This window comes from Roseateles flavus (assembly GCF_039872765.1).
GTDB lineage: Bacteria > Pseudomonadota > Gammaproteobacteria > Burkholderiales > Burkholderiaceae_C > Roseateles_B > Roseateles_B flavus.
In genome coordinates, this window is record NZ_JBDPZC010000001.1 from 1,029,320 (window position 1) to 1,054,211 (window position 24,892).

General features: G+C 67.8%; 19 protein-coding genes. 9 read left to right on the plus strand and 10 right to left on the minus strand.

The window, feature by feature from the left end:
* The first annotated feature begins 282 nt into the window (after positions 1-282).
* The 3 genes from ABDJ40_RS04620 (at position 283) to ABDJ40_RS04630 (ending at position 4,769) form a co-directional block, all read left to right on the plus strand.
* Positions 283-2,253 (plus strand): hypothetical protein, encoded by a 1,971-nt coding sequence (locus ABDJ40_RS04620; RefSeq protein WP_347606654.1) that lies wholly within the window; start codon positions 283-285, stop codon positions 2,251-2,253.
* 189 nt (positions 2,254-2,442) lie between these two features.
* Positions 2,443-2,979 (plus strand): hypothetical protein, encoded by a 537-nt coding sequence (locus ABDJ40_RS04625; protein ID WP_347606657.1) that lies wholly within the window; start codon positions 2,443-2,445, stop codon positions 2,977-2,979.
* Between the two features lie 194 nt (positions 2,980-3,173).
* Positions 3,174-4,769, plus strand: coding sequence for a GspE/PulE family protein (locus tag ABDJ40_RS04630; RefSeq protein WP_347606660.1), 1,596 nt, complete (start codon positions 3,174-3,176; stop codon positions 4,767-4,769).
* 27 nt (positions 4,770-4,796) lie between these two features.
* On the opposite strand, the gene ABDJ40_RS04635 is transcribed toward ABDJ40_RS04630, so the two are convergent.
* Positions 4,797-5,915 carry a glycosyltransferase family 4 protein gene (locus ABDJ40_RS04635; protein WP_347606662.1) on the minus strand — a complete coding sequence of 373 codons (1,119 nt, stop codon included), beginning with the start codon at positions 5,913-5,915 and terminating at the stop codon, positions 4,797-4,799.
* Between the two features lie 102 nt (positions 5,916-6,017).
* On the opposite strand from ABDJ40_RS04635, the gene ABDJ40_RS04640 reads away from it, so the two are divergent.
* The 5 genes from ABDJ40_RS04640 (at position 6,018) to ABDJ40_RS04660 (ending at position 11,202) form a co-directional block, all read left to right on the plus strand.
* Complete coding sequence (locus tag ABDJ40_RS04640) at positions 6,018-7,301, plus strand: hypothetical protein (protein ID WP_347606665.1); 1,284 nt, start codon at positions 6,018-6,020, stop codon at positions 7,299-7,301.
* Positions 7,276-7,953, plus strand: a complete 678-nt coding sequence (locus tag ABDJ40_RS04645) for a class I SAM-dependent methyltransferase (protein ID WP_347606668.1) — start codon at positions 7,276-7,278, stop codon at positions 7,951-7,953. Before ABDJ40_RS04640 ends, ABDJ40_RS04645 begins: the two co-directional genes overlap by 26 nt.
* Complete coding sequence (locus ABDJ40_RS04650) at positions 7,950-9,227, plus strand: hypothetical protein (protein WP_347606671.1); 1,278 nt, start codon at positions 7,950-7,952, stop codon at positions 9,225-9,227. Before ABDJ40_RS04645 ends, ABDJ40_RS04650 begins: the two co-directional genes overlap by 4 nt.
* Positions 9,228-9,352: 125 nt before the next feature.
* Entirely contained in the window at positions 9,353-10,438 is a 1,086-nt protein-coding gene (locus tag ABDJ40_RS04655) for a glycosyltransferase (RefSeq protein ID WP_347607373.1), read from the plus strand.
* Positions 10,439-10,488: 50 nt separating this feature from the next.
* The gene (locus ABDJ40_RS04660) at positions 10,489-11,202 is read left to right on the plus strand and encodes a methyltransferase domain-containing protein (protein ID WP_347606674.1); all 714 of its coding nucleotides are present in this window, start codon (positions 10,489-10,491) and stop codon (positions 11,200-11,202) included.
* A 25-nt stretch (positions 11,203-11,227) separates the two neighbouring features.
* Here ABDJ40_RS04660 and ABDJ40_RS04665 read toward each other — a convergent pair whose 3' ends face one another.
* The 9 genes from ABDJ40_RS04665 to ABDJ40_RS04705 form a co-directional block, all read right to left on the minus strand.
* Positions 11,228-12,340, minus strand: a complete 1,113-nt coding sequence (locus tag ABDJ40_RS04665; RefSeq protein WP_347606677.1) for a glycosyltransferase family 4 protein — start codon at positions 12,338-12,340, stop codon at positions 11,228-11,230.
* Positions 12,341-12,506: 166 nt separating this feature from the next.
* Positions 12,507-14,432: an asparagine synthase (glutamine-hydrolyzing) gene (asnB, locus tag ABDJ40_RS04670; RefSeq protein WP_347606680.1), complete on the minus strand. Its 1,926-nt coding sequence runs from the start codon at positions 14,430-14,432 to the stop codon at positions 12,507-12,509.
* A 23-nt stretch (positions 14,433-14,455) separates the two neighbouring features.
* Entirely contained in the window at positions 14,456-15,598 is a 1,143-nt protein-coding gene (locus ABDJ40_RS04675) for a glycosyltransferase (RefSeq protein WP_347606683.1), read from the minus strand.
* Positions 15,595-16,647, minus strand: coding sequence for a glycosyltransferase family 4 protein (locus tag ABDJ40_RS04680; protein ID WP_347606686.1), 1,053 nt, complete (start codon positions 16,645-16,647; stop codon positions 15,595-15,597). The genes ABDJ40_RS04675 and ABDJ40_RS04680 overlap by 4 nt, the downstream gene beginning before the upstream one ends.
* Positions 16,644-17,627, minus strand: a complete 984-nt coding sequence (locus ABDJ40_RS04685; RefSeq protein ID WP_347606689.1) for a glycosyltransferase family 2 protein — start codon at positions 17,625-17,627, stop codon at positions 16,644-16,646. Before ABDJ40_RS04685 ends, ABDJ40_RS04680 begins: the two co-directional genes overlap by 4 nt.
* A complete protein-coding gene (locus ABDJ40_RS04690; protein WP_347606692.1) occupies positions 17,627-18,880 on the minus strand; it encodes an O-antigen polymerase in 1,254 nt (417 codons plus the stop codon). Before ABDJ40_RS04690 ends, ABDJ40_RS04685 begins: the two co-directional genes overlap by 1 nt.
* A 22-nt stretch (positions 18,881-18,902) precedes the next feature.
* The gene (locus ABDJ40_RS04695; protein ID WP_347606695.1) at positions 18,903-20,375 is read right to left on the minus strand and encodes a lipopolysaccharide biosynthesis protein; all 1,473 of its coding nucleotides are present in this window, start codon (positions 20,373-20,375) and stop codon (positions 18,903-18,905) included.
* Positions 20,376-20,469: 94 nt separating this feature from the next.
* Positions 20,470-21,597 (minus strand): GumC domain-containing protein, encoded by a 1,128-nt coding sequence (locus ABDJ40_RS04700; protein WP_347606698.1) that lies wholly within the window; start codon positions 21,595-21,597, stop codon positions 20,470-20,472.
* A 10-nt stretch (positions 21,598-21,607) separates the two neighbouring features.
* The gene (locus tag ABDJ40_RS04705) at positions 21,608-23,644 is read right to left on the minus strand and encodes an SLBB domain-containing protein (protein ID WP_347606701.1); all 2,037 of its coding nucleotides are present in this window, start codon (positions 23,642-23,644) and stop codon (positions 21,608-21,610) included.
* Between the two features lie 93 nt (positions 23,645-23,737).
* Between ABDJ40_RS04705 and ABDJ40_RS04710 the strand changes: the two genes are divergently transcribed.
* The gene (locus ABDJ40_RS04710; RefSeq protein WP_347606704.1) at positions 23,738-24,886 is read left to right on the plus strand and encodes an MraY family glycosyltransferase; all 1,149 of its coding nucleotides are present in this window, start codon (positions 23,738-23,740) and stop codon (positions 24,884-24,886) included.
* Positions 24,887-24,892: the final 6 nt, after the last annotated feature.

A 24,892-nucleotide genomic window follows, 5' to 3' on the forward strand; every position in this document is an offset into this window, starting at 1 on the left:
CACGGCGTGAGCCAGCGGCCTGGGGCCTGCGCGTTGTCCACTAGCAACATGGCAGAGGGGTGTTCCAGCCTTTGTGCGATGAATGCCCTGACAATTTGCATCTGGCGGTAATCCCTACCCCTTTTTTTCTTATCCGCGTTGCGGCGACGAAAAAAGTTCGCGTAGACTTCGCCCCGACAACGCTTAGCACGGCCTCTTGGGCTGATCGCGATTGTTGAGGCGGTAGTCTCACCTTGTGTGTGGGAGGAGCGCCGTTTGTTAACCAAACATGAGGTTCACTCAATGAAGGCAATGAAGAAATTGCATGTTGCTGCTGCGGTCGCAAGTCTGTTCGCAGTGGGTTCGGCGATGGCCGCCACCATCAGCCAGTCGGGCGTGACGGTCGCTCGCGAAGTGATCATGAAGAACAGCCAGGCCATCATCGCCCCGGCTGCCAGCTTCACCTACGCCGGTAACCTGAGCGCCAACGCTGCCTCGAGCCAGGACTTCAATCTGGTGCTGAAGTTGGGTGGCGACGGTGCCGCCGCTTGGCTGGCCACCGCCGGCAACCTGCCGAACCTGGAAACCGTCCAGGTCAAGGCTTTCGTGGCTGGTGCGCCGGTTGACGTGCCCGTGCTGGCCGCCGGCACGACCGCTGCTGGCAAGGCTGCTGTCGAGCTGCTGGACATCGAAGTCGTTGACGCTCAGACCCTGCGCTTCAAGTTCCGCCTGGAGAACAAGGACAACGTGCCGGTCAACCTGACCACCGCACAAGTGAACTTCAACGTCAACACCGCTGCCATCGCTGCAGCTACCGTTGGCGGCGTGGACTTCGACGCTCAGCCCGCTCCGGCTGCTCCGAAGTTCGCCAAGGTGACCAACCTGGTCCCGACCGTGGGCACCGTGGACGCTGACGGCGCTGCCGAAATCGCTACCGACGTCTGCTCCGACGGCGACAAGCGCATCAGCCTGAACATCCGCAACTACACCGGCTCTGGCGTCGGCGTGATCGGTGAGTCCGGCGAAACCGGCGTGACCAACAACGGTTACATCCTGTTCTCGCAAGCCGTGAACGTGGTGATCGGCAAGGGCGTGGCCCCCAACCGTTCCACCAACCCGGCCGTGGAAAACAAGGCTCTGGCTACCGACAGCGCAGGCTTCGGCACCAGCACCGTGATGCCCCTGGGCTTCGTGAAGTTCCGCAACCTGAGCGTTGACGCTTGGGATACGGACCTGGCGACCGACTACTACAAGCTGCGTGCCAACAATGCCAACAACAACGGTGACCTGAACACCGCTGGCGTGCTGAACACCGACGGCGCTGTGGACACCAAGGAAGCCGTGGTCAAGCTGTACTCCAGCAACGGTTTTGCCGCTGGTTCGACCATCACCCTGTCCAACAGCCCCTTCTGCTCGGCTACCGGCGCCAACAACGTGTCGACCGCCGGCACCGTCGTGGCTTCGGCTGACGGCAAGGACTGGACCGTGACCTTCTCGCACGCTCAACTGGTGAGCGTCGTGACTGGTGGTGCAGTTACCAACACGCTGCTGGCTATCGGCGACCCGCTCGCCACCGGCCCGCTGGGTGCGGGTGCTGACCCGGTCTCTGGCTACACCGCCACCACCGACCGCGCCTACATCTGCTACAACGTGCCTGGCAACGTCGAGATCCCCCAGTCCACCTTCCAAGGCGTGGCTTCGCTGATCAAGGAAGACCTGTCCGACGAACAGAACAACAAGTCCTGCCGTCGTGACCTGGCTGGCCTGGGTGGCGGCGTCAAGATCGACGTCCGCAACTTCATCGGCTGGGATCCGGCCAAGCCCGTGTCCGACGCCTACGGCGAGTGGATCAACGTGGTTCGCGTGATCAACAACAGCGAAACCCAATCGGCTGACCTGACTGGCCAGTACATCCGCGCTGACGGCAAGTACGGCAAGTGGGGCGCCATGGGCGAACTGCCGGCACGTGCTGCTCGTTACTTCACCGCCAAGGAAATCCACACCCTGCTGAGCAACAACTCGAGCCTGGCTGGTGCGGACAACACGGGCCCCGGCGGCATCACCGCTGCTGCTGGTCAGGAACTGGCTGCGAACACGCGTCTGCGTATCTCGTCGACCAAGGCCTCGACCCTGCGCGTGCAGAACTATTTCTACAACACCCGTACGGGTGCTCTGACCGAAGTGTCGGGCGCACAAGGTGCTGACTTCGTGAACCTCGAAGCCTCGCCGCGCGATCACATCGATCAAGACGCTCAGACCGGTATCAAGAAGTAATTTCTGTACTCGTGTTTGGTTGGAAAGGGGGGCTTCGGCCCCCCTTTTCTTTGCCTGTACTTCTCTACAATCCAGCTTTCTGTTCGACGGGCTCAAGAGCCGAGAGGGCTGGTGGCTATGGTGTGTGCTTTTGCTGGGTGGCTCGTGCGCCAGCTCGTGGAGGGAGGCGTGATGCCCAGGCGGGCCGCCATGGCCTTGCTGATCTGCGCCGGTGCGGCGCAGGCCCAGGTGATCAGTCCTGCCGTCAGCACGGCCGTGACCGTGGACGCTGTGTTCCAGGCCATCGGCGGCAAGCCGGCCAGCTCCGGCTACCTGGTGATCGATGCACCGGATGTGATGGAACCTGGCAAGACCCAGGTACGGGTTCGCAGCGAAATTTCTGGTACCGGGTGGCTGGTACTGCTGAAGGGTCGCAAGGGCAAGCCTGCTGCAAAGCCAGCGGCCCCTGGGCAGCCGGTGCCCCCGGTGTTCATCAAGGCCGTGCCATTCAAGGGTGGCGAGGTCGCGCAGGCCTCCATGGAGGTCGAGCTGTCCCATGACACCTACCTGACCCTCATGGCCTACAGCCGGGGGCGCTGGTACTACGCTGAGCGCGAGCTCAAGATGGCCGCACCCGCCTCGGCATTGCCCCGGGCGCATGCCTTCGCGGCCTCCTCCAGCCAGGCTGCGAGCATGCCTGCCGGCGCGCCGGCTTCGGCGGCTGCAGTCGCAGCGCCGGTCCGCTGAATTAATGACGGCAACCTCAATCTAGTTACTTCCGCCTGAACTCCGAAGTTCAAAGCGATATTCCCCTGTGCGAATTAAATAGTTACAGAACGATGGAATCGGCTGGAATCAATAATCAAACCCCGCTGGGTTTTCTGGAGTATCTGCGGGCCGCAGGACGAATTCAGGAGCAGGCCGTCCAGGACGCGGTGGTATTGCATGAACAGACGCATCTGCCGATCTGTGCAGCGCTTCTGCGGCTCAATGCCATCGCCGAACTGCCCCTGTACGAGGCCTTCAGCCAGTTCCTGAGCGTGCCGCTGCTGCAGCAGCGCGACTGGGACACCGGGCTCATGCAGGACGATGAAGCCGTCCGCGCACTTGGCTTGTCACTGAATTGGCTCAAGAGCAAGGGCCTGTGCCTGCTGCGCGCTCCCGAAGGTCCCACGAAAGTCGCCTTCAAGGAGCAGCCTGAGGCCGACGTCTGGCAGATGCTTCTTCGCAAGACGGCGGCCCTGGGCATGGAGCTGCAGCCCGCGGTGCTCACGCCCACGCTGTTCGAGGCCATCACGGCGCGCAGTACCGAGAGCAGCAGCACCCAGATGGGCCTCCAGGACGACCTCCGCGCCCTGCGCGAACTGGCGGAGGAGGGGCCCACCATCGAGCTGGTCAACACCATGCTTTCGCGCGGTGTCACGCAGCGTGCATCCGACCTGCATTTCGAGCCTGAGGAGGCGGGCTTCGTGGTCCGCGCCCGCATCGATGGCGACATGCTGGAGCTGGCCCGCTATGGCCGGGACCGCTTCGACGCCGTGGCCTGCCGGATCAAGATCCTGTCCAGTCTGGACATCGCCGAGCGCCGCCTGCCGCAGGACGGGCGCATCAGCGCGCGCGTGAATGGCGAGGCCTTCGACATCCGCGTGTCGGTGCTGCCGGGCGTGCATGGCGAATCCATCGTGCTGCGCCTGCTGCGCCAGGAGCGCAAGCCCACGCGTCTGCAGGACCTGGGCATGACGGCGGCGCAGGCCGAGCTGCTGACGGCATGGAGCAATCTGCCCAATGGCATCGTGCTGGTCACGGGCCCGACGGGCTCGGGCAAGAGCACGACGCTTTACACCACGCTGGAACTGGCCAACGACCGCAGCAAGAAGATCATCACCGTGGAAGATCCGGTGGAGTACAAGATCCACGGGATCACGCAGCTGCAGGTCAATGCCGACATCGGCTTCACCTTCGCGGCGGCCCTGCGCTCCATCCTTCGGCATGACCCGGACACCATCCTGCTGGGTGAAATCCGCGACGAGGAAACCGCGCGCATCGCCATCCAGTCGGCGCTGACGGGCCACCTGGTGCTGTCCACGCTGCACACGAATTCGGCCATCGGCGCGGTCACGCGTCTGGTGGACATGGGCATCGAGCCCTTCCTGATCGCCGCCAGTGTTCGCGGTCTGATGGCGCAGCGCCTGGTCCGTCGCCTGTGCGATCACTGCGCGGTGCCGGATGCCGAACCCGACGATGCCGTGCTGGCCATGCTGCAGCGCATGAGCTTCAGCGACCGCAGCCGCCTGCGCAAGCCCGTCGGCTGCCCGCATTGCAGCGGCACGGGCTTCTGGGGCCGCATCGCGGTGTACGACATGATCGACATCACGCCGGACATGGGGCATCGCATCGCTGCCGGCGACGGCGAATCCGCCCTGCTGCAGATGCTGGGCCGTCACCAGGACGACGGCCTGCTGCGCAGTGGCGTCGAGATGGTGGTCCGTGGTGCCACCACCCTGGGCGAAGTGCTGCGCTCGACGGCGGGCGGCTGAGGCAGCCGTAGCGGCGCCCCCGGCGCCTCAGCCGGGCTCCGAGGCCGCTCGCTCCAGCAGCGCCAGCAGCTGCTGACCGCTGGCCGCCCAGCTGAACTGGGCAGCGCGGGCGCGGGCCTTCTCGGCGGCCGCAGGATCGGCCAGCAGGCGGTCCAGCGCTGGGCCAAATCCCCCGGGGCCAGACGGGGCCGCGTGAGGGTCGAAGTAGGCGGCCGCCTCGCCGCAGACCTCGGGCAGGCTCGCCTGATTGCTGCTGAGCACGGGGCATCCGCAGCGCATGGCCTCCAGCGGCGGCAGACCGAAGCCCTCGTACCAGGACGGCTGCACAAAGGCCTTGGCGGCCCCGTAGAGGGCCTTCAGCTGGGCATCGCTGACGGGGCCCAGGCGCCTGACGTTCGCTTCGTCCGCCACCGGCGGTCGGTCTGACCTGAAGACCTCCGGATTGGCGCCGCCGGCCAGCACCAGCAGGTGGCCGGCGCGGCCCGGCCATTGCGCAAAGGCCTGCAGCAGGCCTGCCAGGTTCTTGCTGGGGTTTTCGCTGGCGACGGCCAGCAGGAATGGCCTTTGCGCCAGGCCGGTACCGTTCAGCCAGGCGCTGTCGGCGGCGATCCGGTCCATGTGCTCGGCCGCCAGCGGCAGCACCTGGCAGTCGCTGCCAGGGCGCTTGCGCAGCGCGGGCAGGTGTCCCTGCAGCCGGCCTCGGGAAAAGGCCGATGGCGTCAGGATGACCCTGGCCCTGCCGGCGAGCCGGCCGAAGAGATAGCGGTACCAGCCCACGAAGGCGCGGGTATAGGCTTGCGGCCAGTCGAACACGGCGGCGTCGTGCAGCATGCAGATCTGCCGGCGCCCCAGCGCGGGCGCTGAGCCGGCCAGATTGAGCAGCAGCCCGCCCTTCGCGGCGCGGGGCAGGGTCCACTGCTCCCACAGGTGCAGGCGGCCCAGCGGCGCGGGCGTGGCGCGGCAGGAGATATGGTCCAATGCGGGCGCGATGCCGCTGTCCGGGTGCAGCAACAGCACCTGCGGCCTGTCGCCGGCCGGGCGCCGGCCCAATTCCTGATCGAGTGCACGCACCAGTTCGTGGGCCACGCGCTGCACGCCCGTCATGCGCTGTGCAAGAAACTTACCGTTGATGACAACTGGCCTCATCGTTGGAAGCAAGGTTGGAGACGTGGGTGGCATGAAGGCCTGGAGCCCGGAGGCCCGGGGCGAAGCCAGCCATTGTCACGCACGCTCAAGGGCAGGGCGCCCATGAATCCGGCCTGGTGGACCCATCCGCGGGTGGCGGCTCTCGCGGCTGCCGCGTTCTTCCTGCTGGAGGCGGTGCAGGGCATTGTGCTGCTGCCCTGGCTGCGGCTGCAGCTGGGGCCGGCGGTTGCCGCATCGTGGGTCTTGATCACGGCGAGCGCGCCCCTGGTCGGGCTCATGCTCGCCGGACGGCTGCAGCCGACCATCCGCGCGCTCGCCCGACAAGGCGGACCGGGTGGGCTGCCCGCCAACTGGGACCTGCTCATCCAGTCCTGGACCCGCTGGTCGGGCGCCGGCCTGCTGCTGATGCAGCTGGCCTTCGTGCTGGTCATGCACCTGGGGGGTTTCGGGCCGGCCGCTGTGTCTGCCCCGGAGGGCTGGCTCGCCGCCGGCCTCTACGGGCTCGGCCAGCACCTGCGCCTGCAGGCCTTCGCGGGCATGGCCGCCCTGACGGGGCAGCAGCAGACGGGCCGTGAGCGCAGCTACCTCGCCCTGACCTCTGCGCTGGGTCTGGCCGCCCTGCTGCTGATGACCCTCGCCGGGCTGGGCATGCCGGGCTTGGGCCTGGCTGTGCTGCTCGCCCAGGCCGCCCTGCTGTTCGGGGTGCGGCGTGCGGTGGCCGCCATGCCGCGCGGCTCGGTGCCCATGGCCAGCTTTCGATGGCAGGACGGCGCCGGCCTCACGGCGCTCGCTGTGGCGGGCTTCTGCGCCAGCGGCACCGACATCCTGATGGCCGGCCACTGGCTGCCCGCGGCCGAACTCGTGGGCTACGCCTTTGCCTCGCGCGCCCTGACGGCGGTGGTGGCGCTGTGCGGCCTGTGGGCGCAGCTGCGTTTCCCGCGCTGGTGCAGCGAGGCCCGCCTGAGCGCTGGCCTGGCCGAGCTCAAAGGGCTGATGTCGGCCATTGCCGCGGGACTGGTCCTGGCGGCCTGCGTGCTTGGCAGCGGCTGGCTGGAGGCACCGCTGCACAAGGCCGGCGCGGGTTTCCTGAACGACGGCGTGGTGCAGCTGCTCCTGCTGCTGGGCGCCTGGCTGGCCTGCCTGACCGCTACATGGGGTCAGGTCTTGCTCGCTGTCGACGTGAAGCAGCGATTCGTCTGGCCCTGTGCCGTGCTGGCCCTGGCCGCTCCTCCCATGGCCTGGCTGCTCGGCAGCCACTGGGGCCTGGCGGGCATGCTGCTGGGCTATGCCGCCACGCACCTGGCGGTGGCGCTGGTACTGGCTCGGCGGACAATGCAGCTTTTGAATTCCACGGCGCCGCGTGCGCCTGCTCGCGATGCTCAATGACCAGATTGCCCAGGGTGGGCAAGCCTATGCCGGTTACTACGACATGGTTCGTGCGCCGCTGCTGGACTTGCTGGCCGGGGTGACGGTGACCGATGTGCTGGAGATCGGCTGCGGGGCCGGTGCCACGCTGGCGGAGCTGCGGCGCCGCCACGCCGGATGCCGCACCACGGGCCTGGAGCTGCGCCCCGACGCCGCGGCGCGGGCCCGCGAGGTGGCGCATGAGGTCGTGGAGGCCGACGTGCTGCAGTGGAGCCCGCCTGACTGGTCCGGCCGCTTCGACCTGATCGTGCTGTCGCACGTGCTGGAACACTTCGAGCAGCCGGAGGCCGTGCTGCAACGAGCCCTCGCGTGGCTGCGGCCCGGCGGCCATCTGCTGGTGGCGCTGCCCAACATCCGCCACATCTCGGTGACCGTGCCGCTGCTGCTGCGCGGTGAATTCACCTACACGCCCTCGGGCATCCTGGACCAGACCCATCTGCGCTTCTACACGCGCAAGAGCGCCGTGCGCATGCTGGAGGGCCAGGGCCTGCGCGTCCTGAAGCTGGCGCCGGAGTTCGGGGGCGGCAAGTCCAAGGCCCTGCGCTGGCTGAGCCTGGGCCTGGCCGAGGACCTGGCCGCCTATGCCTACAACTTTCTCCTGGCCCGCCCATGAGCCTCTGCGTCTGCACCATCGTCTCCGCAAACTACCTGGCCTATGCGGCGGTGCTCGCGGCTTCCGTCCGGCAGCACCATCCCGACGGCCATTTCGAGGTGCTGGTGGTGGACCGGCCCACGCTGGCCGTGCAGGAGGCCCTTGCGAAGACCGGGCTGAAAGCCCGTTTCGCGCAGGACCTGGGCCTGCCCGATTTCGAGCAGCTGGCCTACCAGTTCGACATCCTGGAGCTCAACACCGCCCTCAAGCCCAGCTTTCTCAAGCAGCTGCTGCGTGAGGGCCACGAGCAGCTCGTGTACCTGGACCCGGACATCCGCTGCTACGCCCCGCTGACGCCCGTGCTCGAAGGCCTGCAGCGCCAGGACGTGCTGCTGACGCCCCATGCCTTGCGGCCGGTCCTGGACGGGCATCGGCCGTCGGACATCGACTTCCTGCGCAACGGGGTCCACAACCTGGGCTTCGTGGCCCTGCGCCAGAGCGCCTGTGCCGATGCGCTGCTGGACTGGTGGGAGTCCCGCTGCCTGTCCCATGGCTTCAACGACCCCGCCTTTGGCGTCTTCGTGGACCAGAAGTGGATGGACCTCGCGCCTGCCTGTTTCGAAGGCGTGGGGCTGCTGCGCCACCCTGGCTGCAACGTGGCCTACTGGAACCTGCATGAGCGCCAGCTCACGCAGGAGGCGGGGCAGGGGCCGGTCCAGGTCAACGGGCAGGGCCTGTTCTTCTTCCACTTCAGCGGGATCGACGTGGGCGACACCTCGGTGCTGTCGCGCCACCAGACGCGCCACTCACTCGCCCAGCTGCCCCTGGTCCAGCGCCTGCTGGAGGACTATGTGCAGGCCTTGCGCGAGGCCGGGCACCTGAGCCTCAGGAGCCTGCCCTATGGCTTCGGCACGCTGGATGACGGCACCCCCATCCATGGCCTGATGAGGCGGGCCCTGCCGGCCATGGGGCCGCAGGCGCAGTGCACGGCCCGGCCCTTTGCCGCGACGTCGGCCTTCCAGCAGGCACTGCGCAAGGCCGGCCTGCATGGGATCCCGGTCGGCGGGGCGGTCCATACGCGCAATCTCCACATGCAGGGCCGCCGGCTGACACTGGCCAATGCCCTGATCCGCGGCCTCGCCCGCGTGATGGGCCTGGGGCGGCTGCAGATGCTGCTGCGCTATGCGGCCTTCCTGTCGAGGGAGTCGCACCTGCCGGCCGTGCTCCTGCGCAGGCCCTTCCAGATGGACCATCGCGGGCGCGAGGAAGCGGCGCAGGGGCGGCACCGTTCCTGAGTTCCGGCCACTCCAAATCCCCTGGCGGCCGCACATACAATGCACGGCTGCATCTCGCTTGACTCATGCCCCCCAATATCCGGCCACTGCACGTTGGCAAGTTTGTTCCACCGCCCTTCGCCGGGATGGAAACCCATGTGGATACCTTGCTCCGCTCCATGGCGGGGCAGGCGCAGTCGACGCTGATTGCCAGCCAACCTTCGCGCGTGATGGGGCGGGCGCTGGAGCCCACGCCCTATCGCATCGTTCCCGTGCCGTACTACGCCATGCTGGCCTCGGTGCCCTTTTGCCCGGCCATCCTCGGCGCCGTGAGCGCGGAGCTGCGCCAGCAGCGCGGCAACCTGGTGCACATCCATGCGCCCAATCCCTGGGCAGACATCGCAGCCCTGCGTGCGCCCCGGGACGTGCCCGTGGTCATGACCTGGCACAGCGACATCGTCCGCCAGCAGATGCTGCTGAAGCTCTACGGGCCCATGCAGCAGAAGGCGCTGCAGCGCGCCGACCGCATCATCGTGTTCACGCCCAAGCATTACGAGAGCTCGGCGCAGCTTCAGCAGGCCCGCATCGAGCACAAGGTGCATGCCGTGCCCATCGGCATCGACTTCGCCCAGCTGGACGAGACGCCCAGTGAGGCCGCCGTGCAGGCCGAGCTGCAGCAGTGGGCCGCGGGTCGCCCCATCATCCTCACGGTGGGCCGGCACGTGTACTACAAGGGCTATCACCACCTGCTGGAGGCAGTGGCCGCCCTGCAGTCGGACGCCGTGCTGCTGATGATCGGCGCCGGCCCGCTCAGCGCGGAGCTGCAGCGTCACGCCAGGGAGCGGCAGCTGCTGGATCGCGTGAAGTTCCTGGGCGAGGTGAGCCGCGGCGTGCTGGCGACGGCCCTGCGCACCTGCGATGTCTTCTGCCTGCCCTCCATCGAGCGTTCCGAGGCTTTTGGCATTGCCAGCGCGGAGGCCATGGCCTGTGGCAAGCCGACGGTGGTCTGCGACCTGGACAACGGCGTGAACTGCCTCAACCGCGCCGGCGAGACCAGCCTGCTGACGCCCCCTCGCGACGAGCGCGCCCTGGCAGATGCGCTGGACCAGATGGTCCGCGACGAAGCCTTGCGGACCCGCATGGGCGCCGCCGCCAATCGCTGGGTGCGCGACAGCTTCGGCATCGATGCCATGCGCGACGGCACGCTGTCGCTCTACAAGACCTTGCTGTAGGCCTCGGCGCCCGCCGGCCCTTTCGACTCTCGCTACGCTGGACCCGAGACATGCATGCAACTGCGCTCAAGAACGCCCGTCGATTCTTCGATGTCTACGTGACACCGCGGGTCCAGGCCGGCGAGCGCCTGCGCGTCGTGGAGATCGGAGCGCGCAATGTCAACGGCTCGCTGCGTGACGTGGCGCCTCAGGGCCTGGACTATGTGGGCGTCGACCTGGAGGCTGCGCCGGGGGTGGATGTCGTGCTGGACGACCCCTACGTGCTGCCCTTCGAGGACGGCAGCGTGGATGCCGTCCTCAGCTCATCCTGCTTCGAGCATTCGGAGTTCTTCTGGCAGAGCTTCCTCGAGATCCAGCGGGTGCTCAAGCCGACCGGCCTGTTCTACCTGAACGCACCCTCGGGCGGTGAGTTTCACCGTTATCCCGTGGACTGCTGGCGCTTCTACCCCGACAGCGGCATGGCGCTGGCTCGCTGGGCCCGTTCGCGCGGCTATGCCACGGTCCTGCTGGAGTCCTACACCGGCGAGCAGGAGGACGACATCTGGGCGGACCAGGTCGCGGTCTTCCTGCGGGACGAGGCCCAGGTCGCGGCCTACCCGCGCCGTGTCGTGGACAGCTTCTCCCGCTTCCGCAATGGTCTGCGCCATCCGCAGCTGGACCAGCTGCTGAACCCTCAACGCTGGAACCAGGACCAGGAGCGCGCCTGGCTGTGGCGCGCGACCCTGCGGCTGCGCCGCCGCTTGTGGCGGCTGTGGTCCGCCTGAAGTCAGCCTGAATCGTCCGCCTGAATCAGCGGCGGGCCGCCAGCAGCTGGGCGTAGGTGTCCAGCACGCGCTGTTCGCTGAAGTGGGCTTCGACGAAGGCGCGAGCCTCCCGGCCCATGGCCTGCCACTCGCCAGGTGTCGCGGCCAGCAGCTGTCGCATGGCCTGCTCCAGCGCCTGCGCGCTGCGCACCTCGCAAAGCAGGCCGGTCCGGCCATGGAGCACCGTGTCCCTGCAGCCGGGGGCGTCCGTGGTGATCACGGGCCGGGCCATCGCTGCGGCCTCCAGCAGGCTGCGCGGCACGCCCTCGCGATAGGAGGGCAGGACGACGCAATCGGCCAGCGCCAGCTCCTCGCGGACATCGTCCAACTGCTCGATGTGGCGCACGAAGCCCTCGGCCAGCCATTCGCCCAGCTGCTTGGGATCGATGGCAGCCGGGTTGTCCGGGCGGGATGAGCCGAGCATGACGAACTCGCAGTCCGGCCGCTCGGCACGGATGCGCCGGGCGGCCTCGACGAACTCCACCACGCCCTTGTCCCGCAGCAGGCGTCCCACGAAGAGGAAGCGGCGGCTAGGCCCAGAGGCCACGGGCCGGGCCGGGGGCTGGAAGCGTTGCAGGTCGACGCCCGAACCCGGCAGGCGCAGGGTCAGGGCCTCCGGGACGATGCGGAACTGCTGGACGAAGGCCCGGCGATCATCCTCGTTCTGGAACAGGACGCAGTTGGCACCCGAGAGCGCGTGCTTGTAGAGCCGGGTGACCAGAGCCGTGAGCGGCCCCGGGGCGATGAAGACGCGGCCCAGGCCGGAGATGTTGGGCACGAACAGGCAGGACCGTCCCTTGAGGGCGAGTCCAGCGTAGATATTGCCCTTGGGCGTGTAGGCCAGCACGGCCTGGACGGCGTGGGTCTTCAGTATCTTGCGCAGCGCCAGCACGGCGCCGAGCTCGGTGAAGGGGTTGACCCCGGCGCCGGCCAGGGACCAGGGCACGAAACCGAAGCCGGCCTCCCTCAGCCGGGACTCGTAGCCGTCGGGTGGGGCGATGAAGACAAGCTCATGCCCCTGATGCCGCAGATGGCGCGCTAAGGCCAGGCGGAAGTTCTGTAGGTACCAAGCCGAGTTGGAGACGATGGCGACCTTCAATGCCGGACCCTCCGGACGTGCCGCGCAGGGGAAGCGTCTTTGCCGGACGGCCTGTCCGAAGGCAGCAGCAGAGTCACGGAAGGCAAAAAGGGCACGGTGTGGGTGGCGGCAGAGGGGTAGTCGATTGTGCCATCGCCGCTGGCCGCTCGACGCCGGCCGGCCAGGCTCAGAGCGAATCTCGCCAGGCTTCGAACATGAGCACGTCCCACAGCTGGTACTGCCAGTTGCGGCGGCCCGAGCGATGCTCGGCCCACAGCGTGCTGACGCGTTGCGCATCGAGGATGCCCGCGGCCCGCAGGCGCGGCTCGGACAGCAGGTCGTCGGCCCAGGACTTCAAGGGCCCGCGTAGCCAGCTGTCCAGCGGCACGGCGAAGCCCTTCTTTGGCCGCTCGATCAGGGCGCGGGGCACGTGGCGGTACAGCACCTCGCGCAGCAGCCACTTGGTCTGGCCGTCGCGGATCTTGTGCTTCATGTCCAGGGTCCAGGCATGCTCGACCACGCGGTGGTCCAGCAGCGGGACGCGCGTCTCCAGGCTCACCGCCATGGCCGCGCGATCGACCTTGACCAGGATGTCGTCCGGCAGGTAGGTCAGCTGGTCCGCCAGCGCCATCTGCTCGACCTCGGAAGGCATGGCGGGCAGGGCGCCGGGGCTGAGCAGCGTGGCGGGCTCGTGCGCCCCGTGCACCCAGGCCTCGGGATCGCCCTGGTGCGAGATCAGGCGCCGGTACATGTCGGCCGCGTCGCGGGCCGGCAGCACGAGGTGGGCGAACTTGTGCAGCTTGTCGCCCAGCGGGCCATGGGCCTTGAGCGAGGGCAGGTGGCTGCCCAGCCGGGTCAGCGTCTCGGGGCTGATGCGCAGCACCATCGCCGCGGCGGCCTTGCGCAGAGGCAGGGGCAGGCGGCGCAGCTGGCGCCACATCCGGTGCGCGATGAGGTAGCGGTTGTAGCCGAGGAAGAGCTCGTCCCCCGCGTCACCGGAGAGCGCCACGGTGACGTGCTGGCGGGCCATCTTCGCGACCAGGTAGGTGGGGATCTGCGAGGAGTCGGCAAAGGGCTCGTCGTAGATCCTCGGCAGCTGCGGGATCACATCGAGAGCATCCTGGGCGGTGACGTACAGCTCGGTGTGCTCTGTCCCCAGGTGCCGGGCGACGGCCTTGGCATGCTCGGCCTCGTTGTAGGCCTCCTGGTCGAAGCCGATCGAGAAGGTGCGGACCGGCCGGGTGCTCTGGCGCTGCATCAGGGCCACGATGGCCGAGGAGTCGACGCCGCCCGAGAGGAAGGCGCCCAGCGGCACATCGGCCACCATCTGGTCGCGGATGACGGTGCCCAGCAGCTGTTCCAGGCCCTCGATGGCCTCGGCGTCGCTGCGCGACGGCCGCCTGGCGCAGGCCTGGCTGGCGAGGTCCTGGAGTCGCCAGTAGCAGTGCTGGCGCACGCTGCCGTCGTGGCGCACGGCCATCCAGTGCCCGGGGGGCAGCTTGGCGATGCCTTCGAAGATCGAGTGCTCGCCGGGGATGGCGTTGTGCCGCAGGTAGAGCGCCAGCGCATCGCGGTTGATGCGACCCTGCCAGGCGCCATGCGCCCGCAGGGCCTTCAGCTCGGAGCCGAAGGCGAAGTCGCCGTTGGGCAGCTTGCCGTAGTAGAGGGGCTTCTCGCCCATGCGGTCTCGCGCCATCAGCAGCTGCCGCTCCTGGGCATCCCAGGCCACGATGGCGAACATGCCGACCATGCGCTGCAGCGCGGGCTCGAAGCCCCAGTGCGTGATGGCGGCCAGCATGGTCTCGGTGTCCGAGTGGCCGCGCCAGGCCTGCTCGGGCAGCGCCTTGCGCAGGGCCTGGTGGTTGTAGATCTCGCCGTTGAACACCAGCATGTAGCGGCCGCAGGCGGAACGCATGGGCTGGTGACCCTGCGGGGACAGATCAACGATGGCCAGCCGGCGGTGGCCCAGCGCGACCTGCGCCGCGGCATCGATCCAGAAGCCGTCGCTGTCGGGGCCGCGATGCGCGATGGCGTCGCACATGCGCTGGAGTTGCGCCTGCATGCCCTCGGCGTGGTCAGGGGCGAAAGAGAGGAAGCCGGTAATGCCGCACATGGTGTGGAGAGGCTGTCGCTGGTTCAGAGCGAGCGGTAGAGATGCAGATAGTCCCGCCAGATGCTGGCGACGCTGAAGCTGGACTGTATCCGCTGGCGATGGCCCGCCCCGAGCTGCAGGCGCTGCGCGACCGGCAGGGCCAGCAGGGCGCAGACCCTGTCGGCCAGGGCCTCCGGATCACCGGTGGGGGCGATCCAGCGCGGATCGCCGAGGACGGCGCCAGCGTCCCCGCAGTCGCTGCTGACACAGGGCCGCTCGCAGGCCATGGCCTCGCCCAGGACGTTGGGGAATCCTTCCGCGCGGGAGCTCAGGCAGAACAGGTCCAGCGCAGACATCAGGGCCGGCACGTCCTGCTGTTCGTCCAGCAGCAGGAAGGCCTGCTCGAGGCCGGCCGCGGCGATCTGGGTGCGAAGGGGCGCGGACGAGGGGACCCCGCGGCCGGCAATCAGGAAGCGGGTGTGGCGCTGGCGCTGGTGCACCTGCCGGGCCATGGCCACGAAGTTGCCGAGGTCCTTTTGCGGGTCATGGCGGGCAACGTTGCCGATCAGCAGCGCCTGGTCCGACACGCCCAGCTGTTCCCGCACGCGCCGCCGCCCCTCGGGCTGGAAGCTGAAGCGCTGCGTGTCGAAGCCATTGCCGATCCAGGTGAAGCGCGAGGCCGCATAGCCGGCGGCCACGTGGACGGCCTGCGCTGTCCGGGCGTTGGTGATGATCTTCCGGGGCAGCCGGTGCGAGAGCCGCGCGCAGAGGCCGACCACCCAGCGCGTCATGCGCCCGATGTCCGCAGGGCCGATGCCGCTCTGGCGGATGTTCCACACGATGCGTCGCTGCCCGGCTGCGTAGGCCAGCAGTCCGCCGATCAGGTCAGCGTGGTACATCCAGGTCTGCACCACGCTGTCGGGCGGCAGCTGGCGCAGGTGCTGCCACAGGGGGCGCAGCACCCAGGGATTGCCCAGCCGCGGCGACAGGCCCAGGGCCCGCACCTCGAAGCCCTGCGCACACAGCCGCTCCCCGACCACGCCGGACTGCCCCAGGGCATAGACGGACTGGCGGATCTCCGGGTTCTGCTGCCGGGCCTCGGTCAGCAGCTTGTGCAGCATGGATTCGGCGCCGCCCTGCTGCAGCCCGGTGATGATGTGCACGACCTCCGGTGGCATGCGGCTCATGCCTCGCGCCTCAGGAGCTCGACCAGCTGTGCGCCCACGACCCGGCGGGCGAAACGCTGCTCGACGATGCGGCGGCCGGTCTGCCCCATCGTCCAGGCCAGGGCTTCATCGGACAGCAGCGCCTGCAGCGCCTCGACCCAGTCCTGCTCGCCCGCGGCGGCCAGGCCACAGGCGCCGAGGTCAAGCACCTCGCGGTTCATGCCCACAGGCGACACGACGCAGGGCAGGGCGCAGGACATGTAGGTCAGCATCTTGAAGCTGCACTTGCCGCGGGCCCAGGGTGAGTCTTCCAGCGGCATGAGGCCCACGGTGAAGGTCTTGAGGACCTCCACCTCGATGTCAGGCTGCCAGCGCGTGAACTGCACGCGGTCCGTCGGCAGGCTGCGAAAAGCCGGCGGGCGGTCCGCGACGATGTGCAGCTGCACCTGCGGCAGCGCCTGCATCACGCGGGCCAGGGCACCCTCGATGGCGTAGAGATAGGGGAAGCCGCTGGAGCTGCCGGACCAGCCCAGCGTCGGGCGGGCAGGGGCCGCCTGGCGGGCCGTGAAATGGTCGGTGTCGACGGCGGTCGGCAGGATGGTGACGGGGCCGAAACGCTGGAAGTGATCGGCCAGGAAGGCATTGCCGCAGATGATGTGCCGGGCGCCCCGTGCGATGGCATCGGCGGATTCGCCGCGCGTGCCCAGGAAGATGGCGTCGTCGACGTCGAACACGTAGGGGATCTTCAGGGCCCGCTCGGCGGTGTGCAGCGTCGACAACAGGTGCCGCTGCAGGAAGGCCAGATCCGCGTCGCGGTTCGCCCGTGCCACGCGCAGCCGCGCATCCGCGAGGGCGGCCAGCCCCCAGGCCGGGCGCTGCCAGCGCGCCTGCGGCGGATAGGCACTGAAGCGGGCGTGCAGATCCCGTGCATCAAGGCCCGCGGCCAGGAACAGCGAACGGTACTGCGACCAGCGAAAGCGGGTGCTGGGCTGCAGCAGGCCTTGCGTGAGCCCGGCCACGGTCAGCTGGCGCCGGGCCACGCCTGCTTCAGGGCGCGTGCTGTCACTCATGCCGCGCCCTTGCGTGCCGGTCGGGCCTGCCTGGCGTCACGCCAGCGCAAGACCTGACCTAGCATGACACCGACCCAGAACCAGGGGCGCAGGCGCAGGGGAACGCCCGTGGCAGCGTGCCGCGTGGCTGCTGATTCTGGCTGGTAGCGTGCCAGATTGGCGGCGCAGCGCAGTACCTGTGCGGGGCGCTCGCAGTCCTGCAGCAGCTCGGCGTAATAGAGACTGCTGCCCCGCGGACTGCGGTGGCGGAGGTCGACCATCTTGCGCGAGAGCGAGTCTGCCGAGTCGTGATAGATGCGCAGCGCACGGCTGATGTGCCGCACCTGGAAGCGCCGGGAGATGCGGTTCCAGATCAGACCCTCGGGCACGAACTTCTCGCCGTCGAACTCCGGGAAGGGGTGGGCCCGCAGGACCTCGGTGCGATGAATGCCCCACATCTCCGCATGACGGCCCAGCTGCGGCAGCAGCCGGTGCGGATGGCCATCGATGACAGGCGCTGGCAGCGGGCCGCCCAGAACGGTGCCGGCTTCATCACGACACAGGCAGCTCACCCCGGAGAACGAGGGTCGGGTCTTGTCAGGGATGCCCAGCCAGGTCTCGCGCAAGACGGCCAGCGTGTCCGGGACGCAGCTGTCGTCCGAGTCGAAGGCGAGGAACAGTTCCCCGCGTGCCTCGCGGACGCCGCGGTTGTAGGCGAAGTGCTTACCGCGGTTGGCCTGCGTGACCAGGCGGATCTGCATCCGGCCCTGCTGCTGCCATTGCTCGACGAGCGCCGCCGTGCCGTCGGTGGAGCCGTCGTCGACGATCAGCCATTCGAAGTCGGTGAAGGTCTGCGCGCGCAGGCTTTCATGGACGCGATGCAGGGTGTGGGCCCGGTTGTAGGTCGGTGTGAAAACCGTGAACAGCGGCAGGGCTGATGCGGGCCCGGGCGGAGATGTCTGCCGCGAGTCATGGGCACGCTCGGGGGGGCTTGCTTCCATCAAGATGCCCCGACGGTGGCCGTTGGCGTTTGCCGAGCACCAAAGAACACTGGCAGCAACATGCTGGCCAGCGCCACCTTCAGCAGGAAATTGGCCAAGGGGAAGAAGCTGTCCAGGAAGATCGAGAGCACGATTGCGGCGAACAGGAAGGAAGCCACGATGGCATGGAACAGCGAGCTGCCTTGGCGCCAACGTTGGTGGTGATACCCGGCCCAGAGGCCGCAGGTGCCCAGAATGAGCAGCGTGCCCAGGGCTCCGTACTTGGGGAATGTCGAGAGGAAGATCGAATAGACATTGCCGATCTGCTCGGGGCTCCGACCGAAGTAGAGGAAGTCCTGGTGCAGCGGGCCGGGTTCGCACATGCCTACCTTCTGGGCCGCCAGGCAAAAGGCGCGGAATGGATCCCAGCTCGGATTGATGCTGCTGGGGTTGTCGAGATAGGACGAGAACAGGATGGGGCCCTGCAGTGCATAGTCGAAGAAGTTCATCACGATGAGCTTTAAGGACTCGGCACTGCTGCTGTCGGCGTCGATGCCGCCCTTGCCGACCAGCACGGCGCCCGCGCCGAAGATCAGGCAGAACAGGCCAATCATGCCTGCCAGAACACGGGTCGACATCGGCTTGGGTTGCAGTATGCGCAGGTAGATGACAGCCAGCACCAGCTGGACCAGCGTGGAACGCCCGTTGGTCAGGAGGTTGGTCACGATCCATGGCAGGGCAACCAGCAATGTGATCGGCATGCCAACACGCCCCTGCATGACGCCCAGCGCGAAGACAGGCACGAAGATGAAGCCGGCCACCAGGTAGTTGCCCACCAGAGCGCCGACGGTCAGCTCGTCATAGACACTCTTGATGCGCAACTGGAAGGCGAACGACAGCAGATTGTCCGCGCCATTGGTCAGCTCCTGGACCTCCTGCCACCACAGCGGGACCATGCAGGCATGCAACAGCAGCGCGAAGGCTGCCAGCTTCCTGAAGTCCAGCGCCAACCCTTGCCCGGCGTTGGTGACCTTGATGCGTCGCGTGAGGCTGCCGCCGGCAAGCGAACCGAAGGAAAAGGCGAGCGATCCCGCGAGAAAGAGCAGCAAGGCAGGCGCACCGACGCCGTAGTAGCCCAGGGGCTGCGCGGTTTGGATCAGAACCAGGATCACGCCCCAGACGGCAGGAAACACGGTGGCCGGATGAGCGATGTCGCCCGTCACGCGGCGGACGGTGAATGCGAAGAGCAGCAGTACGAGGCCGATGAATGCCATGATGTGAATGCGCGTTCAGTGCCTAGCTAATGCGATGCCCGACAAGGCGCCGCACCATGCGCCCGGTCAGTTGACGAAACGCAGCGAGGTCGAGACCCAGGGCCACGAGAAAGTAGCTTGCCGTCATCAGCAGGCCGGTAAGGACGGTCGCCAGCAGCGTCGGCGAATCCGGCATCCAGATCGCCTTGCCGTAGCTGCCAACTGCGACGGCGGTCATTGTCGCGGTGACGCTGCCCAGCATGCATCGACCCAGTGCCGGCATCTGCAGCCGGTGCCGGCCCCAAAGATAGCTCCATCCGGCGCCCAAGCCAAAGGCGGCTACGGCGCTCCATGCTGCGGCGATCACGCCGAAGTGCGGCACCAGCAGCAAGTTGAGAGCAATGTTCAGCAGGGCCATGAATGCGGTCATCAGCAGGGTCGCCCGCGTCCGCTTGTGCAACTGGAAGCCAAGGTCAAGCACATAGGCCTTGATGCCTCCCAAGGCAATGGCGACGGCGATCCAGGGCATGATTTCAGCCGCCAGCTGGGCGACGCCCTGGCCGAAGATCAGGCGGGCCATGGCAGACGACAGAACGATGAAGACTGCGGCGGCAAAACCTGCCACCAGCATCACGGTTTCCGCGGTCTGGACGTACAACTCACGGGCGGCAGTCTGGCTCCCCTGCTCGTGCAGCCGCACAAGATGGGGGAACGCGCCCAGGTAGAACACGTTCAGCAGTACACCCATGCTCTGCTGTGCGAGGTCATAGCCTGCGGCATAGCCTCCAACGGCGGCGCTGCCCTGCCAATGCTGAATGATGAATCGGTCGCTCTGGTCAAGGACCATGATGGCCAGGAAGCCGCCGGCCTGCGGGAGTCCGTAGCGGGCCAGCGGGGCCAGGGCGACCGGCGCAGCGCCATGCCTCAGCGCCGCCGGGTTGGCGATGCCCGCCAAGGCACAGGCCACGAGCAATGCGGCCACGGCGCAGGCCAGCGCGAGTGTCTCTCCGGCCCACGAACCCGGCAGACCGGGCCAGCGCAGTACGAGGGCGGCCAGCCCGAGCGCCAGCGCTGCACGAAGTACTGTCATTCGGCCATAGCGCCGCGGCTCCGCACGGGCATTGGCCCATTGCAGAAACAGGTTGAACAGGCCCATCAGTATCGCGCCCACGCTGATCAGCAGCCATTGCATGGGGTTGAACAGCGACTGCCAGCCCAGCGCATGCGCCAGCCAGGCGAGGGCTAGCAAGCCCAGACTCAGTGCGCACCAGGTCCTGAGTACGGTGGCCAGCAGCCCGTCTGGGGCCGCGCTGTGCACCGCATAAAACCGCCCGGTTGCCGTGCCCAGCCACTGGTAGCTGATGGAGGCGGCCGCGCCGATGAGTCCGATGCCCAGCGCATAGCGGCCATAGGCTTCCGCATCGAGCCAGCGCGTCAGACAGGCAAGAGAGGCAAACGCCAATGCGCCGTTGAACGCACGCAGGGCCAGGTAGGCCCAGGCGTCCTTCAGGCCCATGGCGCGGGGCTCTGGGCAGGAGGAAGGGAAGGGGGCTGGCGCGGCCCGGTCATGGCCCGTGCTGCTCCGGGGGCAGGAACGACCGGGAGGGCATTCATGACGTAGCGATGAGCGTTGCCTTGCGGCGACGCTGGTCACTCAGAACCACCAGGCAACTCAGAGTGATGAAGGCACCCAGTGTGGTCAGCAGCCCGACGACCGAGCGTTTGGGCTTGCTCTTGCGCTCGGGCACCGAAGCCTTGTCCACGACCTGCAGGATCCCGCCCTCGCGGGCTTCGTCCATGCGGGCCAGCTCGAACTGCTTGGCGAACAGCTCCACCAGCATTTCGTTATAGCGGTAGTCGCGATAGGCGCTGACGTAGCTGGCCTTCGTCTTGGAGCCCTCGTCGTCTGCGAACTGATTGACCTGCCCACGCAGGCTGGCGACGATGCTCTGCTGCTGCTGGACTTCGGGCGCCGCCGACGTCATCGTGGCCTCCAGACCCCGGAGCTTGACCTCGGCTGCAGTCAGGGTGGCCTTGAGTCGGGCGAAGCTGTCGGCGGCTGCCTTGGGCTCGGCCCGCAAGGTGGATTCGGTGAAGCCCGACGCCGTGAGTTTCTCCTGGGCCTTCTCGAGGTCGTTGCGGGCCTGCTTGAGCTGGCGCTCGAAGAAGGAACGGCGCTGCTGAGCTTCGGTGATGTCCAGGGAGGAGGACAGGCGCTGCAGCTCTTCCACGTAGGCATTGGCCATGTCCGCTGCCCGCTGCGGGCTCTCGTCATCGACTTCGATGGAGATCAGCCCGTCCTTCTTGCCTACCGACACGCGGGTGTTCGTGGCCAGCTCCTTGCGGGCGTCCACCCGGTACTTGGATTCGTACAGCTCGACCAGCTTGAAGCGCTCGACCATGCGGTCGACAACGGTTTCACTCTGCATCAGCCCCACGTATTGATCGGGGGTGTTCTTGCCCACCCCGCCCATGCCGCCAAGCAGGCCGGAGAGGGAGCCAAGCGATGCCATGGCGGCCATGGCGCCCGACTGCTGCTGCGCCGGCGGAAGCACTTGGGTCCTGGCCGTGAAGGTCGGGGGCACCAGGAAGCTGATGCCCAGGCCGATGCAGCCGATCAGCACGGAGCCGGCGCTGAGCCGCCGCCATTGCATCCGGACGGGAGCCAGGATCGAGGACCAGGTCTGCGCCTGCGGAGCGGTGGGCATGGGGGTCGAGGAGGGGCTTGCGGACGTCACGTTCTCTGCCTCAGTTCTGCAGGGTCTTCAGGGCAGCCACACCAAGGCCGAATTGGTACAGGATCTGCGTCCATTCCTTGGCCTCCTGGGCGAAGGTGGTCTTGTTCAGTTCCTCAGGCACGAACACCGTGTCGCCAGGCAAGGCCGCGATGCCCGAGAAGGACTGGCCCAGGCTCAGCCAGCCGCTGTTGCTCTGGCGCGTGCTGACCACGCTGCCGTTGGCGCGCAGCACGAAGACGCTGTTGGTGTCGGCGCCCCGGGTGGGGCCGCCGGCCTGGCGCAGGGCGTCCTCGATGGAGCTGCCTTCGGTGTACAGATAGCTGCCGCCGTTGAAGACGCTGCCGAACACGGCCACGGTATTGGGCTTGGCGGGGATGCTGATGCGGTCGCCGTCCTCGACCATCAGGTTGGGCAGCGCAGCTGCATTGGGCGCCAGCTGCAGCACGATGCGGCCATTGGGGCGCACGGCGCGCAGGCGCTCGATCAGGCGGGTCGCGCCGCTGGCCCGCGCGGTCTGGGCTGCGGCCTCGTCGGCTGACAGGGCGCGCTGCGTCGAGGTGTTGCGCGTGAACTCGGTTTCCAGGTCGCGCAGGGCCCGGTCATAGTTCTCCTGCTGGGACGCCCGCACGCTGTCGCGGGTGAACTCGGTGCCGAAGATGTAGGCCTGCTGCGTGACGCCGCCGGCCTTGGCAATGGCGTCGGCCAGCGTGCTCTTGGCCGGCAGCACGTACTCGCCGGGATGGAGCACCTCGCCTTCCACGCGGACGCGCTTGCTGCGGGCGTCACGCGGGTGCGCCAGCGAAACCAGGCTGAAGGTCCGGACGATGTCGCCGTTCTTCAGCCGTGCAGACGCCTGTGCAGGCAGCTGGAGCTCGACCACCTGGTCTTCCTTGGTGAAGTCGATCCGCTGCACCGCGACGCGGCTGGTGTCGGCGACGGCATTGAAGCCGCCGGCCATGTTCAGCACGTCTTCCAGGCTTTCGCTCGGGCTCATCTCGAAGATGGCCGGCTTGTTGACGCTGCCCACGATGGCCACCTGAGGACCGGACGGGCCGACGTAGATGACGTCCTCGGCCTGCAGCAGGCGGTCCGAGGTCTTGTCGCCCTTGATGAGGAGCTTGTAGAAGTCCAGCGTGGTCACCAGCTCGCCACCGCGGCGCAGCTCGATGCGGCGGAAGCTGCCGGAGGCCGACGGGCCGCCGGCTTCGATCAGGGCATTGACCAGGGTCGACAGGCCGCTGACGGTATGCGCGCCGGGGCGCTGCGCGAAGCCGGTCACGTAGACCCGCACCGCGCGCAGCCGGCCGAGGCTGGCAGAGACCTGGAAGTTCTTGAAGACGGTGCCGATGCGCTGGCGCAGCACATTGTTCAGGTCCGCGAAGCGCACGCCGGCCACCAGGATGGGACCGACGCGCGGGATGGAGATGCGGCCAGAGCGGTCGACCACCAGGCGCAGGTCGGCGTCGACGGCACCCCAGACATTGACCATCACCTCGTCACCCACGCCCAGCACGTAGTCCGGCGGCACCGTGGTGCCTGCATTGGTGCTGGGCTCCTTGCGCAGGTCCTCGACGGTCGGCAGCAGCAGCTCCGCACCGAAGCGCTTGATGGTCGGGGGCGGCAGTTGCTCCTCGCCGATGGCGTCCCGGCTCTCGATCTTCTTGTCCTGGCCGAGCGCCTTCTGCACGTAGCGCTCGAACTCGCTGGCCACATAGGGCGTCTTGCGCCGGCGCAGAAGCGACTCCTCGTTGAGGCGCTCCTTGTCCGTCAGGGTGCTGCGTTCGTCCAGGCGGTTGCCGTTCTGGCGCAGCCGGGTGGTCGAACGGGCGTCGTCCGTCTCGGTGGTGGATTCCCGCTGCTGGTTGGTGCTGCGGGTTCGCGTGGTCTCGTCCTCCAGGTAGCTTTGCGCATGAGCAGCGGACAGCGAGCCCAATGCCAACATCGCGCTCAGGGCCAATGCGCCGGCGCGGCGGGCTCCGCGCGGGCTGCGCACCTGCAGAGGCCAGGATTGAAGGCAGTTCAGGGGCTGCGCTCGACGAGTGCTCATGGTCAGTTTCTGGAGATCACCGCGATAACGCGGCGGCGCGATTCTAGTGCCAGCGTAGTGGGCCGCCGAGACCGGCCTCGTACACTGCGCGCCATGTTGACCTTTTTCCTGCCCCTGCTCGCGTCCGCGGCGCTGACCCTGCTGGTCCTGAAGTCCGCGAGGGTGCATTCCCATCTGTCGACAGACGGGGACCTGTCTGGGCCCCAGAAGTTCCACGCCCGGCCCGTGCCCCGCATTGGCGGGGTGGGGATGTACGCCGCTCTGTGGCTGATGGTGGCCTGGGCCCACTTCCGGGGCGAGGCGGGTGTCGCGCGGCTGGGCGCGGGCATCCTGCTGTGCGGCGTCCCCGCCTTCGTGTTCGGCCTGATCGAGGACCTGACCAAGCGGGTCAGTCCGCCGGTCCGCCTCCTGGCCACCTCGGTCAGCGCGGCCCTGGGCGTGGCCTTCCTGGGGGCGGCCATCACCCGGACCGACGTCCCCGGCCTGGACCTGCTGGTGTCCACCGGCCTGGGTTCGCTGCTGGCCACGATCTTTGCCGTGGCCGGCGTGGCCAATGCCGTCAACATCATCGACGGCTTCAACGGCCTGTCGACCATGTGCGTGAGCCTGATGCTGATGGCCATCGGCTACGTGGCCTACGAGGTGGGTGACCGGGAGCTGCTGTTCTGGTCCGTGGCGGGCGTGGGGGCCATCCTGGGCTTCTTCGTCTGGAACTTCCCGGCCGGGCTGATCTTTCTCGGCGATGGCGGCGCCTACTTCCTGGGCTTCTTCCTGGCGGAGCTGGGCATCGTGCTCATCTCGCGCTATGAGCAGGTCTCGCCGCTGTTCCCTCTGATGGTGTGCATCTACCCGGTGTTCGAGACGGTGTTCTCCATCTACCGCCGGCGCGTGCTGAGGGCGGCGCCTCCAGGGCTGCCGGACGGCATCCACCTGCATTCGCTCGTCTACCGGCGCATCATGCGCTGGGCGGTGGGGGCCCAGGACGCGCGCGCGCTGACGCGCCGCAATTCGATGACGGCGCCCTACCTGTGGCTGCTGTGCATCACCTCCCTGATTCCGGCCCTGCTGTTCTGGCAATCCACCTTCTGGATCTCCATCTGCATGGCGGTCTTCGCGGTGATCTACCTCTACCTCTACTGGCGCATCGTGCGCTTCAGGACGCCCCGCTGGATGGTCTTCCGCGCACCGGTCCACGGGCAGCCGGCGGGGGCGGCGGGGACAGGAAAGTCAGATAGACGATAATCCGGC